Genomic DNA, 14389 nt, shown 5'->3' on the forward strand with positions numbered 1-14389 from the left:
TGCCACAATGCCGTTACGGTCTTCTGAAACCTGGCCCCACGGCGCGATCATGCTGGATGCCGAGCACACGCAGTTTGCGTTGTGGGCGCCGGATGCGTTTTACGTCAGCGTCGAGTTGGAAGACGGCCAGTCTCTGCCCCTGCTACCGCAGGCTGACGGCTGGTTCGTGATCAAGGCTCGCTGTGCGGCGGGTATGCGTTACCGCTTCAACATCGATGGCGAACTGGAGGTCCCCGACCCGGCCTCCAGAGCGCAGGACGGCGACCTCGACCGCCAGAGCATTGTCGTCGATCCACTGGCCTATCAATGGCAACACAGCGCCTGGCACGGTCGGCCGTGGAGCGAAGCGGTGATCTACGAGTTGCACGTCGGTGCGCTGGGCGGCTTCGCCGAAGTCGAGCAACACCTGGCCCGCCTGGTGACCCTTGGCATCACCGCCATTGAGCTGATGCCACTGGCGCAATTCCCCGGGGATCGAAATTGGGGCTACGACGGCGTCCTGCCCTATGCGCCACAAGCCTCCTACGGCACGCCGGAACAACTCAAGCATTTGATCGATACGGCTCACGGTCAAGGTCTGGCAGTGATCCTCGACGTGGTCTACAACCACTTCGGCCCCGACGGTAATTACCTGAATCGCTACGCCAAAGGCTTTTTCCGCGAGGACAAACACACGCCATGGGGCGCGGCGATCGATTTTCGCCGCCGCGAAGTGCGCGATTTCTTCATCGAAAACGCGCTGATGTGGCTGCTCGAATATCGCTTCGACGGTCTGCGCCTCGATGCGGTACATGCCATCGAGGATCCGGATTTCCTCATCGAAATGGCCCAGCGCATCCGCCAGCAGGTTGACCCGAGCCGCCACGTCTGGTTGACCGTGGAAAACGAGCTGAACCAGTCGAGCCTGCTGGAATACGACTACGACGCGCAGTGGAATGACGATGGCCATAATGCCCTGCACGTCTTGCTGACCGGCGAAACCGACGCTTATTACGCCGACTACGCCTTGCAACCCACCGAGCAATTGGTCCGTTGCCTGAGCCAGGGCTTCGTGTTTCAGGGCCACATCACCCGTCATGGCGAACCGCGCGGCGAACCGAGCGAGCATCTGCCGTCGACGGCGTTTGTGTTGTTTCTGCAAAACCACGATCAGATCGGCAACCGCGCCTTCGGCGAGCGCCTGCATCAACTGGCCGATCCGCGGGCTTTGCAAGCGGCCACCGTGCTGTTGCTGTTGTCGCCGATGATTCCGCTGATGTTCATGGGCGACGAGTTCGCAGCGGAACAACCGTTCCTGTTTTTCACCAGTCACCACGGTGAGCTGGCCAAGTTGGTACGCGAAGGCCGACGCAATGAATTCGCCGCCTTCAGCGCTTTCGCCGATCCGCACAAACGCGAGCAGATTCCCGACCCCAACGCCGAACAGACCTTCCACGCCTCACAACCCAGGCTGATCGGCAGCGGCACTCAACACCAGCAGCAAACCCTCGCGCTGTACCGACAACTCCTGCAATTACGCCATCGCTACATCATTCCCAACCTGTCCGGCACTCAGGCGCTGGGTGCACACATGCTCGGTTATGGCGCGGTCAGTGCGCGCTGGCGCCTGGGCGATGGCAGCGAGCTGCGAATTGACCTGAACCTCAGCGACACGCCGGTGGTCAACCCTCCACAGACCGACGCCGTGTGGCTGTTTCAGCAGCCGCCCGCTGCGGCGCTGTCGGATCCGGGCGAACTGCCCGCGTATTGCGCGATTGTCAGCCTCACGGCCGCAACCCCTTTGCAACCTCTGGATGGAGAGCGCCTATGAGCGATGCGCAACTGGAAATTCTGGCCAGCCGAGCCGGCCTCGCCGTCGACTGGATCGACGCCAACGGACGCCCGCAAAAAGTCGCCCCGGCGGTGCTGCGCAATGTCCTCATCGGCCTCGGCCACCCCGCCAGCACGGCGCAGGAAATCGACGCCAGCCTGCTGCAACTGCAAGAAGTGCAACAAGACCGCCACTTGCCGCCGCTGTTGACCAGCGATGTCGGCGTCGGCGTCGATCTGGCGCGCTATTTCGAGCCGCACACCCCTTGCGAAATTCACCTTGAAGACGGCTCCCGCCTCAATCTCAAACTCGATGCAGAAGCCGTCCTGCCGGGCCTGATTCCTGTCGGTTATCAGCAAGTGCACATCGCCGATCAGTACTTCACATTGGCCGTGGCGCCGGAACGCTGCTTCAGTGTTGGCGATGCTGTCGACAATCCGATCCCGCGCGCCTGGGGCCTGAGCGTGCAGCTGTATTCATTGCGGCGCCCCGGAGATTGCGGTTTTGGTGACACTCAGGCATTGGAAGAGCTTGCTCGCGTGGCTGGCGAGCGCGGCGCCGAAGCCCTGGCGATTAGCCCGCTGCACGCGATGTTCAGTGCCGACACTGGCCGCTACAGCCCTTATTCGCCTTCCAGTCGCTTGTTCCTCAACTCCCTGTACGCCGCACCGGGCGCGATTCTCGGCGAGCGCGCCTTGCGTGATGCCATCGATGCCACTGGGCTGGCCGAGCACTTTGCGCAGCTCGAAGAGCTCAAACTGATCGACTGGCCGGCCGCCTCCGAAGCCAAACAGAAACTTCTGCACGCGTTGTACGAAGGTTTCGTGGCCGGCGACCACCCGTTGCATCCCGACTTCGCCAGTTTCCGTCACGCCGGTGGCGAGGCGTTGGAAAACCATTGCCGCTTCGAAGCGATTCAGGAAATGCGCGCCGCCCGTGGCGAAAACCTCGATTGGCGGCAGTGGCCGGAACATTGGCATGACCCGCGCGGTGCAGCGCTTGAAGCCTTCGCCGAAGAATATGCCGAACGCATCGGTTACTTCGCTTTTTGCCAATGGTTGATTCATCGTTGTCTGGAGCGCGCGCAAACGGCCGCTCGCGGTGCCGGCATGGGCATCGGCCTGATTGCTGACCTCGCCGTCGGTGCCGATGGCGCCGGCAGTCAGGCGTGGAGTTTCCAGGACGAATTGCTCGCCTCGCTGACCGTGGGTGCGCCGCCAGACATACTCAACCGCTCCGGTCAGGGCTGGGGGATTTCCGCATTTTCCCCGGAAGGCCTGATCCGCAATGGTTTCCGTGCCTTCATCGACATGCTCCGGGCCAATTTCGCCCATGCCGGCGGCTTGCGCATCGACCATGTGATGGGCCTGCAACGCCTGTGGGTGATCCCCAACGGTGCAGCCCCTGCCGACGGTGCATATCTGTATTACCCGGTCGACGATCTGCTGCGCCTGCTGACGCTTGAATCCCATCGTCACCAGGCCATCGTCCTCGGCGAAGACCTTGGCACTGTGCCGGACGGCCTGCGCGAAAAACTTATCGCCCGCTCGATCCTTGGCATGCGCGTGCTGCTGTTCGAACAAGACAACAGTCATTTCAGACCGATACTCGACTGGCCGGACAATGCGCTGGCGACCACCAGCACCCACGACCTGCCGACGCTCAACGGCTGGTGGCACGGCCGTGACATCGACTGGAATGCGCGGCTGGGGTTTGTCGACGCCAATGGCGAAATCGAATGGCGTCACCACCGGCAACGCGAGCGTGAAGGCCTGCGCAGCGCCTTGAGTCAGGATCCGCAGAATTTTCGCGAGGAGTCTCACGAAGCCGATCAAGTGGTCGATGCCAGCGTGCGGTTCCTCGGTCATACCCGCGCGCCTCTGGTATTGCTGCCGCTGGAGGATGCGCTGGGCATCAATGAACAGGCCAATCTGCCGGGCACCATCGACACCCACCCGAACTGGTCGCGGCGATTGCCCGGCACCAGTGAAGCACTGCTCGACGGCGTCGATGCGGCGCGACGCCTAGAGTTGCTGGCCTGCGCACGTCTCCAGGCTGCCGAGCGTGACCAATGAATCAAACGCTTATTCAGCCCCTGCGCGCGACTTTGCGCCTGCAATTTCATAAAGACTTTACCCTCGAAGACGCGGTGCCGCTGGTGCCGTACTTCGCCAGTCTCGGCATCAGCCACATATATGCCTCGCCGCTGCTGGCAGCGCGAGCCGGCTCAATGCACGGTTATGACGTGGTCGACCCGACACAAGTGAACCCGGAACTTGGCGGCGAAGCGGCGCTACGGCACTTGGTCAGCACCCTGCGCGAACACAACATGGGGCTGATCCTCGACATCGTTTCCAACCACATGGCTGTTGGTGGCAGTGACAATCCATGGTGGCTGGACCTGCTGGAATGGGGACGGTTGAGTCCCTACGGTGAGTTCTTCGACATTCAGTGGCACTCGCCGGACCCGTTGATGGAGGGCCAATTGCTGCTGCCGTTTCTGGGCAGCGATTACGGCGTGGCGTTACAGGAAGGCACGCTGAAGCTGCATTTCGATGCGCAAAAAGGCAGCTTCCACGTCGAGCATTACGACCACCACTTCCCGATCTGCCCGAGCGATTACGCTGAGCTGCTCACGTCCGACCAAGCGCTGAAACCCTTGGCCGATCGCTTCGGCGCACTCAGCTACCAGACCGATGCCCATTCGCTGGCGATTCCCCTGAAGGAAGAGCTGCGGCAACTGGCGAGTGATCCGCACATCCTCGAAGCGATTCAAACCAACCTCACTCACTACGACTCCACAACCGAAGAAGGCTTCGACAAGCTGCACCAATTGCTCGAACGGCAAAGCTATCGTCTCGCCAGTTGGCGCACGGCAGCGGACGACATCAACTGGCGGCGTTTTTTCGATATCAACGAGCTTGGCGGTTTGCGCGTCGAACGCCCGGCCGTGTTCGAAGCGACCCACGGTAAAATCTTCCAGTTGATCTCTGAAGGGCTGGTCGACGGTTTGCGCATCGACCATATCGACGGCCTCGCCGATCCGCGCGGGTACTGCCGCAAACTGCGTCGGCGAGTCGATCTGCTCGCGCCGGGACGCCACTTGCCGATCTACATCGAAAAGATCCTCGGCGCTGGTGAAACCCCACGTCGCGACTGGTCGGTGGATGGCACCACCGGCTACGAGTTCATGAACCAACTGTCGCTGCTGCAACATGATCCGGACGGTGAGTACGTGCTCGGTGAGCTGTGGCAACGCCGCACCGAACGCCCCGCCGCATTCATCGAAGAAGCACAACTGGCGCGCCAGCAGATACTCAACGGTTCGCTGGCCAGCGATTGCGAAAGCGTCGCTCAGGCGCTGCTGCAAGTCGCCCGCGATGACTTGATGACCCGCGACCTGACCCTCGGCGCGATTCGTCGCGCGTTGCAGGCGTTGATCGTGCATTTCCCGGTGTATCGCACCTACATCAGCGCAATGGGCCGCTCAGCGCAGGATGAAGTATTTTTCCAGCAGGCCATGGACGGTGCACGACAGACACTCGGCGAAGGCGACTGGCCAGTGCTCGACTGCCTGGCGGCCTGGCTCGGTGGTACACCGTGGCGGCGCAAACCGCGCGGGCGCTCGCGCAAAATCCTCAAGCACGCCTGCGTACGCTTTCAGCAATTGACCTCCCCGGCTGCGGCGAAAGCTGTGGAAGACACCGCGCTGTATCGTTCGGCGGTGCTGCTGTCGCGCAATGACGTCGGCTACAACACTGAACAATTCAGTGCGCCGGTCAGCGACTTCCATGCCGTCAATCAGCAGCGTCTGGCCGAGTTCCCCGACAACCTGCTGGCCACCGCTACCCACGATCACAAACGCGGCGAAGACACCCGCGCACGCCTCGCCATACTCAGCGAGCGCAGTCACTGGTACGCCGAGCAGATCGAATTGTGGCGTGCCCTCGCCCGCCCGGTGCGCAGTGACGATCAAGTGCCGTCGTCGGGTGACGAATTGATTTTGTATCAGGCATTGCTTGGCAGCTGGCCGCTGGAGTTACACGAAGGCGATCAGGCCGGGTTTGCCGACTACGCCAAACGCATCTGGCAATGGCAACAGAAAGCGCTGCGCGAAGCCAAGCTGCAAAGCAGCTGGAGCGCGCCGAACGATGCCTACGAAGACGCCGCCAAAGCTTTCACCGAAAGACTGCTCACCGGTGATGAAGGCGAACTGCTGCGCGCGGCGCTGGGCAAGACGGTCAACAGCATCGCCGCTGCCGGCGCGCTCAACGGTTTGGCGCAAACCTTGCTGCGCATGACCGTGCCGGGGGTGCCGGATCTGTATCAGGGCAATGAGTTCTGGGATTTCAGCCTGGTTGATCCGGACAACCGCCGGCCGGTGGATTACGCCGCTCGCAAGCAGGCCCTGACGGCGCAATTGCCGATCACGGAGCTGCTGGCGAACTGGCGTGACGGGCGCATCAAGCAAGCCTTGATCGCCGAGGTGCTGAACCTGCGCGTTGAACATGCCGAGCTGTTTCGGCGTGGCTCGTACCAGGCCCTGGAGGTGCTGGGCAGTCAAGCGCACAACGTGCTCGCGTTTGCCCGCGAGTACGAGGGGAAACAGGCCATCGTGATCGTGCCGATCCGTTGCGCGACGTTGCTGGAAAATAGTGCTGTACCTCAGGTGGATGCGCTGCGCTGGGGCGATACGCGGGTGGTTTTACCGTTCGCCGCCTCTGATACAAACCTGAAGGGACTTTTTTCGAGCGGCGCAGTCACAAAAAACAGGGAGCTGAATATCAGCGACGCGCTGGGGGATGTCCCGGTCAATCTCTTTATCCAACACTTAACGTAAGCACGAGTTCAGTTCAGGAGCATTGCGATGAGCACCGACGATAAACGCATCCGCGAATTCGCCTATCAGATCTGGGAATCCGAAGGGAAACCCGAAGGCCACGAGGATCGCCACTGGGAGATGGCGCGCAAATTGGCTGAAGCCGAAGCGTTGGCCCCGAAGAAAGCCCCGAAAGCGGCGGGCAGCAAAACCGCTGGCAAGACTGCTGAGGTCAAGGCACCTGCTGCCAAACCGAAAGCGCCGGCCAAGGCCAAGCCTTCCAGCGCCGCCAAGGTGATTCCACCCGGCGAAAAACCCGCCGAGAAAAAGCCACGAGCGCCGCGCAAGCCTTCGGCGATCTGACGCTTAACCCGACGATTGAATTGAACTGAATGACCGTGTGGCGGGCTTGCTCGCCACCGAGGGCCAACTCGCCCTCAAGAAACACACAAATCCCTTGTGGGAGCGGGCTTTTGTGGTGAGAGGATTTATCCAGTCACCACAAAAGCCCGCTCCCACAGGGGATCAGTGTCAACGAACTATCCCCGTTTTTTGCAGGAGCAATTATGACCCGTCCAAAGAAAGCCGAGCCCGCAACGCACACCGAGCCGTCGAGAATCCGTGAAGGCCTGCCCTTCCCGCTGGGTGCGACCTGGGATGGACTGGGGGTTAACTTTGCGCTGTTCTCCGCCAACGCCACCAAGGTCGAGCTGTGCATTTTCGACGACGCCGGCGAAGTCGAACTCGAACGCATCGAATTACCGGAATACACCGACGAGATCTACCACGGCTATTTGCCCGATGCGCATCCGGGGTTGATCTACGGCTACCGCGTTTACGGCCCGTACGATCCCGCCAACGGCCACCGCTTCAACCACAACAAACTGCTCATCGACCCGTACGCCAAACAGCTGGTGGGTGAGTTGAAATGGTCGGAAGCACTGTTCGGCTACACCATCGGCCACCCTGACGCCGACCTCAGTTTCGATGAGCGTGACAGCGCGCCGTTCGTGCCCAAGTGCAAAGTCATCGACCCGGCGCACACCTGGGGCAATGACCATCGCGTTAGCGTGCCGTGGGACAAGACCATCATTTATGAAACCCACGTGCGCGGCATCAGCATGCGTCACCCTTCGGTGCCGGAAAACGTGCGCGGCACGTTTGCCGGATTGATGGTCGACGACGTACTCGAACACATCCGCAAGCTCGGTGTGTCGACGGTCGAGCTGCTGCCGATCCACGCCTTCGTCAATGACCAGCACCTGTTGCAGAAAGGCATGACCAATTACTGGGGCTACAACAGCATCGCGTTTTTTGCCCCCGACCCGCGCTATCTGGCCAGCGGCAAGATCGCCGAATTCAAGGAAATGGTCGCGCACCTGCACGAAGCCAATCTCGAAGTGATCCTCGACGTGGTCTACAACCACACCGCCGAGGGCAACGAGCAAGGCCCGACCCTGTCGATGCGCGGTATCGATAACGCCTCGTACTACCGCTTGATGCCCGACGACAAGCGCTTCTACATCAACGATTCCGGCACCGGCAACACCCTCGACCTGAGTCACCCGTGCGTGCTGCAAATGGTCACCGACTCGCTGCGTTACTGGGCGAGCGAGATGCACGTCGACGGCTTCCGCTTCGATCTGGCGACCATTCTCGGTCGTTATCATGACGGTTTCGACGAACGCCACAGCTTCCTCGTCGCTTGCCGACAGGACCCGGTGCTGCGCCAGGTGAAAATGATCGCCGAGCCGTGGGACTGCGGCCCCGGTGGTTATCAGGTGGGTAATTTCCCGCCGGGCTGGGTCGAGTGGAACGACAAGTTCCGCGACACGGTGCGCGCGTTCTGGAAAGGCGACGATGCTCAGGTCGCCGACTTCGCCAGCCGCATGACTGCGTCCGGCGAGATGTTCAATCAGCGCGGTCGCCGGCCGTATTCGTCGGTCAATTTCATCACCGCTCACGACGGTTTCACCCTCAACGATCTGGTGTCGTACAACGACAAGCACAACGAAGCCAACGACGAGAACAACCAGGACGGCAGCAACAACAACCTGTCGTGGAACCACGGCGTCGAAGGCCCGACCGACGACCCGGAGATCAATGCCCTGCGCCACCGGCAGATGCGCAATTTCTTCGCCACGCTGTTGCTCGCGCAAGGCACACCGATGATCGTCGCCGGTGACGAGTTTGCCCGCACCCAGGACGGCAATAACAACGCCTACTGCCAGGACAGCGAGATCGGTTGGGTCAACTGGGATTTGAGCGAGGACGGCAAGGCACTGCTGAAATTCGTCAAGCGCCTGATCAAGTTGCGCCTGGCGTACCCGATCCTGCGTCGCGGACGTTTCCTGGTCGGCGAATACAACGAGGACATCGGCGTCAAGGACGTCACTTGGCTGGCCCCGGACGCCACCGAGATGACCACCGAGCATTGGCATGATGCGCACAACCGTTGCCTGGGCATGCTGCTTGATGGCCGCGCGCAGGAAACCGGGATTCGTCGCAAGGGTGGCGATGCGACCCTGCTGCTGGTGGTCAACGCGCATCACGACATCGTCAATTTCAAATTGCCGGAAGTGCCTGACGGCGGATTCTGGACATGCATGATCGACACCAATCAGCCATCGATTCGCGGGCAGGAGCGCTTTGATTTCGATCATCAGTATTCGGTGACCGGACGTTCACTGCTGCTGTTTGAACTACAACGTGATGAAGAAGACTGAAATGGACTTGGTACATTATCTCGCCCGTCGGCCGCCGGATTATCCCGACGCCGCGGCCCTCGGCCATTGCCTGCGGGCGCTGGTCGAGGCCGGGCTGGATCGCTTGCCATTACCCGGCAGCGGTCTGACGCTCGCGCGGTTGCAACGGCTGGCCGAGGTCGGCGGGCATGATCTGGGGTTGTGCAAACTCTACGAGGGGCATACCGACGCACTGGCGATCATCGAGCAACTCGGCGGTACGCCGACGCCCGGCAGCACTTGGGGCATGTGGGCAGCAGAACCGCCGCAAGCGCGGGTCAAGGTCAGCTCCAACGGGCACATGGTCGAACTCAACGGGCGCAAGGCGTGGTGTTCGGGCGCTGCCGTCCTCAGCCATGCGCTACTCACCGCATGGGACGCCGATGGCCAACAGCAACTGGTCGCCGTCGCGCTTGACCAGCCCGGCGTGACCGTCACCGAGCAAGGCTGGGCGGCGGTCGGTATGGCGGCCACCGGCAGCGTTGAAGTGCTCTTCGACGGCGCCGAAGGTCAGGCCATCGGCAGCCCAGGCGACTATCTGCAACGGCCGGGCTTCTGGCAGGGTGGCGTTGGCATTGCGGCATGCTGGTATGGCGCCACGCGGCAAATTGCCGAATCCTTGCGCCAGCACTGCGCGCAACGTGAAGAACCGCATGCCCTCGCTCACCTCGGTGCGGTCGACAGTGCCTTGCAGGCCGCCGCCGACGTGCTGCGCTTCAGCGCCTTGCACATCGATGCCCACCCCGAAGACAACGCGCAACTGCTGGCCCGTCGCGCCCGCGCTGTGGTCGAACAGACTGCCGAACAGGTGATTCGCGAAGTCGGCCGTGCGCTGGGCGCCGGGCCTTATTGCAAGGATCGGCACTTCGCGCGACTGATCGCCGACCTGCCGGTGTTCCTGCGCCAAAGCCACGCCGAACGCGACCTCGCTGCCCTTGGCAGCCTGATTGCCGGCCAATCCAGCGAGGTCTGGTCACTATGAGAGCCAATCCAATCGTCGGCCAGGGCACCTCGCTGCAACAGTGGCAAGCCTCGCGGCATCTGGCAGAACTGCCCAGCATCGACATCCTCAGTCTGGTGCCACCGGGCGCGCGGGCGGTGATTGTCGCCCCGCACCCGGACGATGAAGTGCTCGGCTGCGGCGGCCTGTTGCAAGTGCTCGCGGCCGCTGGCCGGCCCCTGCAATTGATTTCGGTCACCGACGGCAGCGCCAGTCATCCAGGCTCGGCACGCTGGCCGGTACAGCGCCTGAGCGTGGTGCGCCCGCAGGAATCTGCCGAAGCCCTGCGTCGTCTAGGCCTGCCAATGCATCGTTTGAAGTGGCTGCGCGGTGGTTTCACCGACAGTCAGGTGGCGGCGCAAGAGGCGCAATTGTGCGAGTTCATCGAACGCCATCTGCGTCCCCAAGATGTGCTTTTTGCCACTTGGAGTGAGGACGGCCATTGCGACCACGAGGCCGTCGGCCGCGCCAGTGCTGAAGCTGCGCGGCGCGTGGGCGCGAGCTTCCATGAGTTGCCGGTGTGGACGTGGCACTGGGCAACGCCCGAAGACGCGCTGGTGCCTTGGCAACGGGCGCGCAAGATTCTCCTGTCACTCGAGCAAATCGCGCGCAAACGCCATGCCGTGCATGCCTTCGCCAGCCAATTGGAAGGTGATCCCGACGCCGGTCTGACGCCAGTGCTGGCGCCCTATGTGCTGGATCGCCTGCTGCAGCCCTTCGAGGTGGTGTTTCTATGAGTGTCGAAGATCGCTATTTCGAAGGCCTGTTCGCCGGCAACGACGACCCTTGGGCCTTCCGCGAGCGCTGGTACGAGCAACGCAAACGCGCGATCACCCTCGCCGCCCTGCCCCGACCGCGGTATCGCGCAATTTTTGAACCGGGCTGCGCCAATGGCGAACTGAGCGCTGAACTGGCGAGCCGTTGCGACCGTTTGCTGTGTTGCGATACGGCCGCTGCCGCCGTGCGGCTGGCGAAAACCCGTTTGAGCCATTTTGACCACGCCGAAGTGCGGCAAAATCGCTTGCCGAGCGACTGGCCGGAGGAAAAATTCGACCTGATTGTATTTAGCGAAATCGGCTACTACCTGGATAGCAAAGATCTGACAGCCGTTATCCGTCACATCAGCAATTCCCTGACTGCGGACGGCCAATTGCTCGCCTGTCACTGGCGTCCACCGATTGAGGGTTGCCCGCTGAATGCGCGCCAGGTTCACGACTTGATTCATGAGCAATTGCAATTGCCACGCCTGGTGCTGCATCAGGAAGCGGATTTCATCCTTGAAGTGTGGAGCCGAGAGCCACGTTCCGTGGCGGCGCTGGAGGGCTTGAGATGATCGGCATCCTGATTCCGGCACACAACGAAGAGGACTTGCTCGACGCCTGCCTGAACGCGGCGTTGCGTGCCAGCAAGCATGGTTTGCTGGCTGGGGAACGCGTGGAAGTGCTGGTGGTGCTCGACAGTTGCACCGATCGTTCGGCGCAAATCGTCGCGCGTTACCCGGTCATGAGCCTGCCAATCGAGGCGCGCAATGTCGGCCAGGCCCGCGCTTGCGGTGCGCGAGTGCTGCTTGAGCGCGGTGCGCGCTGGATCTCCTGCTCGGACGCCGACAGCCGCGTGGCCGACGACTGGCTGGTAGCCCAACTGGGGCTTGGCGCCGACGCCGTGTGCGGCACCGTGACGGTCGAGCACTGGCATGACTCGTTCGATGAGGCTGCGCAGATCCGCTATCACAGCCACTATCAGGCCAGTGACGGTCATCGCCACATCCACGGCGCCAATCTGGGCATCAGCGCCGATGCCTATCGCTGGGCCGGAGGCTTTAAACCGCTGGCTTGCGACGAGGATGTGCAATTGGTGCGGGAGCTGGAACTGTGCGGCGCCAACATTGCCTGGAGCCATCGTCCGCAAGTCCACACCAGCGCCCGACTGGACAGCCGTGCACGGGGCGGATTTGGCGATTATCTGCGACAACTGACACAGCTTTGCGAAAAAAAACCGGATCAGCTGAATCTGTAACGCGACGAATGACAGTTCATGAGCAATACTCTGCTGCGCGGCAATCCAGGGTTCGGAGCGTCGCACGGCAATTCACCAGCCTTCACGGGTCGGCCACGGGCGTCATGTCTGTGCGCGACAGAGGGCCAGACACACAAGGACGTCGCTCACATGAAACTGTTATCCCTCAGCGAAAACAGAGCGCCAGCGCAGATATGGAACAGCGCCCGGCAACTCGACAACATTCCGGTCATCAACACCCGCAGTCTGGTGCCCGTCGGCGCGCGAGCCGTCGTCATCGCCCCGCACCCCGGCGATGAGGTGGCGATAGCCGGCGGCCTGCTGCAACTACTCGCCAACCTTGGCCATCCGCTGCAATTGCTATCGATCACTGACGGCAGTGCCAGCCATCCCGGTTCACGGCAATGGTCGGAGAAACGCCTGAGCGTGTTCCGTCCGCAGGAAAGCGTCGAAGCCTTGCGCCGCCTCGGTCTGCCCATGCACAGCCTGAAATGGGTGCGTGGCGGGTTTACCGACAGCGCACTGATCGATCAGGAAGCGCAGCTGACCGAGTTCATCAGCCGTTACCTGCGCCCCGGCGACGTGGTGTTCAGTACCTGGCGGGGCGACGGCAATAACGACCATGAAGCGGTCGGCCGTGCCAGCGCCAAAGCCGCTGAAATGACAGGGGCGACATTCCACGACGTAGCGATCTGGGCCTGGCACTGGCCGGAACGCGAACACACGCTGATTCCCTGGGAGCGCGCACGCAAGCTGCGCCTTGACAGCTGGACCGTCGCGCGCAAGAGCCACGCCACCCATGCCTACGCCAGCCAGCTCAACGGCGAGCCTGCGCTGGGCATCGCACCGATGATGCCCCCGGTGACCCTCGAGCGCCTGCGTTTACCCTACGAGATCGTGTTCGTCTGACCGCCACTAAATCGTTTATCCCCCTGTAGGAGCTGCCGCAGGCTGCGATCTTTTGATCTTGTTTTTAAAAACCAACGTCAAAAGATCGCAGCCTTCGGCAGCTCCTACACGGGAATCGGGAAGGAACTGCGTAGCCCTCGGATCTGTCGCATGAATAGGCAGACAGATTCAGAGGAGTGAACGTGTCCAGCGATCCCGAGCGTCACCACGTCGACGCACCCGTCATCCATCGCCTGCGCGTGCTGACGGTCAATACCCACAAAGGCTTCACCGCGCTCAATCGGCGTTTCATCCTCCCGGAGCTGCGCGAAGCGGTGCGCAGCACCTCGTCCGATCTGGTGTTTCTGCAAGAGGTGGTGGGTGAACACGAACGCCATTCGAGCCGCTACAACGAATGGCCACAGACTTCGCAGTACGAATTTCTCGCCGACAGCATGTGGAGCGATTTCGCCTACGGGCGTAACGCGGTGTATCCCGACGGTCACCACGGCAATGCCCTGCTGTCGAAATACCCGATCCGCGAATACCGCAACCTCGACGTGTCGATCACCGGCCCCGAACGCCGGGGCCTGTTGCATTGTGTGCTGGACGTGCCGGGGCATGCCGAGGTGCATGCGATTTGTGTGCACTTGAGTTTGCTCGAAAGCCATCGCCAATTGCAGTTGCAGTTGCTCTGCCAACTGCTTGAATCCCTGCCTGACGATGCGCCGGTGATCATCGCCGGCGACTTCAACGACTGGCAGTTACAGGGCAACGCCGCCCTCGCCCGTCGCGACTATTTGCACGAAGCGTTCGAGCGCCATCATGGTCGTCCGGCGAAGACCTATCCGGCGCGGTTTCCACTGTTGCGGCTGGACCGGATCTACCTGCGCAATGCCAGCAGCCACGACCCGCAGATCCTGGGCAACAAGCCGTGGACGCACCTTTCCGATCACCTCCCGCTGGCGGTCGAAGTGCATCTGTAATCGCGGCTCAGACAAGACCGCTGGTCAGACCTGCTTGAACCAAGGCAATAATCATCTACACCTAAGTCAGCTCAAGGAGTAGCGCTTTCAAATTGTTACAGCATGGATCTCACGTAGTGCATCAGT

11 protein-coding genes are annotated in these 14389 nt (G+C 61.7%); all 11 read left to right on the forward strand.

Annotation, left to right across the window (positions count from 1 at the left end):
• Nucleotides 1-7 precede the first annotated feature (7 nt).
• The gene (gene treZ / locus JFT81_RS03000) at nucleotides 8-1810 is read left to right on the forward strand and encodes a malto-oligosyltrehalose trehalohydrolase (protein ID WP_201226056.1); all 1803 of its coding nucleotides are present in this window, start codon (nucleotides 8-10) and stop codon (nucleotides 1808-1810) included.
• Nucleotides 1807-3885, forward strand: a complete 2079-nt coding sequence (gene malQ / locus JFT81_RS03005) for a 4-alpha-glucanotransferase (protein ID WP_201226057.1) — start codon at nucleotides 1807-1809, stop codon at nucleotides 3883-3885. Before treZ ends, malQ begins: the two co-directional genes overlap by 4 nt.
• On the forward strand, nucleotides 3882-6650 hold the full coding sequence (locus JFT81_RS03010) for a malto-oligosyltrehalose synthase (protein ID WP_201226058.1): 2769 nt from the start codon (nucleotides 3882-3884) through the stop codon (nucleotides 6648-6650). The genes malQ and JFT81_RS03010 overlap by 4 nt, the downstream gene beginning before the upstream one ends.
• 27 nt (nucleotides 6651-6677) lie before the next feature.
• Nucleotides 6678-6992: a DUF2934 domain-containing protein gene (locus JFT81_RS03015; protein WP_201226059.1), complete on the forward strand. Its 315-nt coding sequence runs from the start codon at nucleotides 6678-6680 to the stop codon at nucleotides 6990-6992.
• 203 nt (nucleotides 6993-7195) lie between these two features.
• Nucleotides 7196-9355: a glycogen debranching protein GlgX gene (gene glgX / locus JFT81_RS03020; RefSeq protein ID WP_201226060.1), complete on the forward strand. Its 2160-nt coding sequence runs from the start codon at nucleotides 7196-7198 to the stop codon at nucleotides 9353-9355.
• A 1-nt stretch (nucleotide 9356) separates the two neighbouring features.
• Complete coding sequence (locus tag JFT81_RS03025) at nucleotides 9357-10355, forward strand: acyl-CoA dehydrogenase (protein WP_201226061.1); 999 nt, start codon at nucleotides 9357-9359, stop codon at nucleotides 10353-10355.
• On the forward strand, nucleotides 10352-11110 hold the full coding sequence (locus JFT81_RS03030) for a PIG-L family deacetylase (protein WP_201226062.1): 759 nt from the start codon (nucleotides 10352-10354) through the stop codon (nucleotides 11108-11110). Before JFT81_RS03025 ends, JFT81_RS03030 begins: the two co-directional genes overlap by 4 nt.
• On the forward strand, nucleotides 11107-11706 hold the full coding sequence (locus JFT81_RS03035) for an SAM-dependent methyltransferase (protein WP_201226063.1): 600 nt from the start codon (nucleotides 11107-11109) through the stop codon (nucleotides 11704-11706). The genes JFT81_RS03030 and JFT81_RS03035 overlap by 4 nt, the downstream gene beginning before the upstream one ends.
• Nucleotides 11703-12389: a glycosyltransferase gene (locus tag JFT81_RS03040; RefSeq protein WP_201226064.1), complete on the forward strand. Its 687-nt coding sequence runs from the start codon at nucleotides 11703-11705 to the stop codon at nucleotides 12387-12389. Before JFT81_RS03035 ends, JFT81_RS03040 begins: the two co-directional genes overlap by 4 nt.
• Nucleotides 12390-12539: 150 nt before the next feature.
• Nucleotides 12540-13298, forward strand: a complete 759-nt coding sequence (locus JFT81_RS03045; RefSeq protein ID WP_201226065.1) for a PIG-L family deacetylase — start codon at nucleotides 12540-12542, stop codon at nucleotides 13296-13298.
• A 182-nt stretch (nucleotides 13299-13480) separates the two neighbouring features.
• On the forward strand, nucleotides 13481-14263 hold the full coding sequence (locus JFT81_RS03050; RefSeq protein WP_201226066.1) for an endonuclease/exonuclease/phosphatase family protein: 783 nt from the start codon (nucleotides 13481-13483) through the stop codon (nucleotides 14261-14263).
• Nucleotides 14264-14389 lie beyond the last annotated feature (126 nt).

The organism is Pseudomonas sp. TH43 (genome assembly GCF_016650635.1).
Classification (GTDB): Bacteria; Pseudomonadota; Gammaproteobacteria; order Pseudomonadales; family Pseudomonadaceae; genus Aquipseudomonas.